The 309-nt window shown below is 58.6% G+C and carries 1 protein-coding gene; it reads right to left on the bottom strand.

All coding sequences use genetic code 11. The features are described 5' to 3' along the window. Positions 1 to 309: phage portal protein (locus tag ACTHSL_RS13360; RefSeq protein WP_440381707.1), on the bottom strand; the 309-nt coding region annotated here is incomplete at both ends.

Raw genomic sequence — 309 nt, forward strand, 5'->3', positions numbered from 1 at the left:
CTGCGGGCTTCCTGAAAACTGAAGCGCGCTTTTGAAGGTAACGTCACCACGCGGCGAACGATGGCCTCTTCCAGCCAGCACAGAAACATCTGGCTCGCCTGACGGGATGCGACGAATTTTCGCCGCCCCATAAAGTACGCCCACGACTCGTTCGCACTGGCCCGTGCCGTGGAGTAGCTCATCTGGGCGTAATTCCGGGAAAGCTGCTCATACGAGACACCCAGCCCGGCAGCGATATACCGCAGCAGTGACTGCTCAAACACGGAGTAGCCGTTATCCGTATCCTGAGCCGTCTGCAGGTTCAGTGAG

The sequence above is a fragment of the Neisseria sp. P0008.S010 genome (assembly GCF_051962715.1).
GTDB lineage: Bacteria > Pseudomonadota > Gammaproteobacteria > Burkholderiales > Neisseriaceae > Neisseria > Neisseria elongata.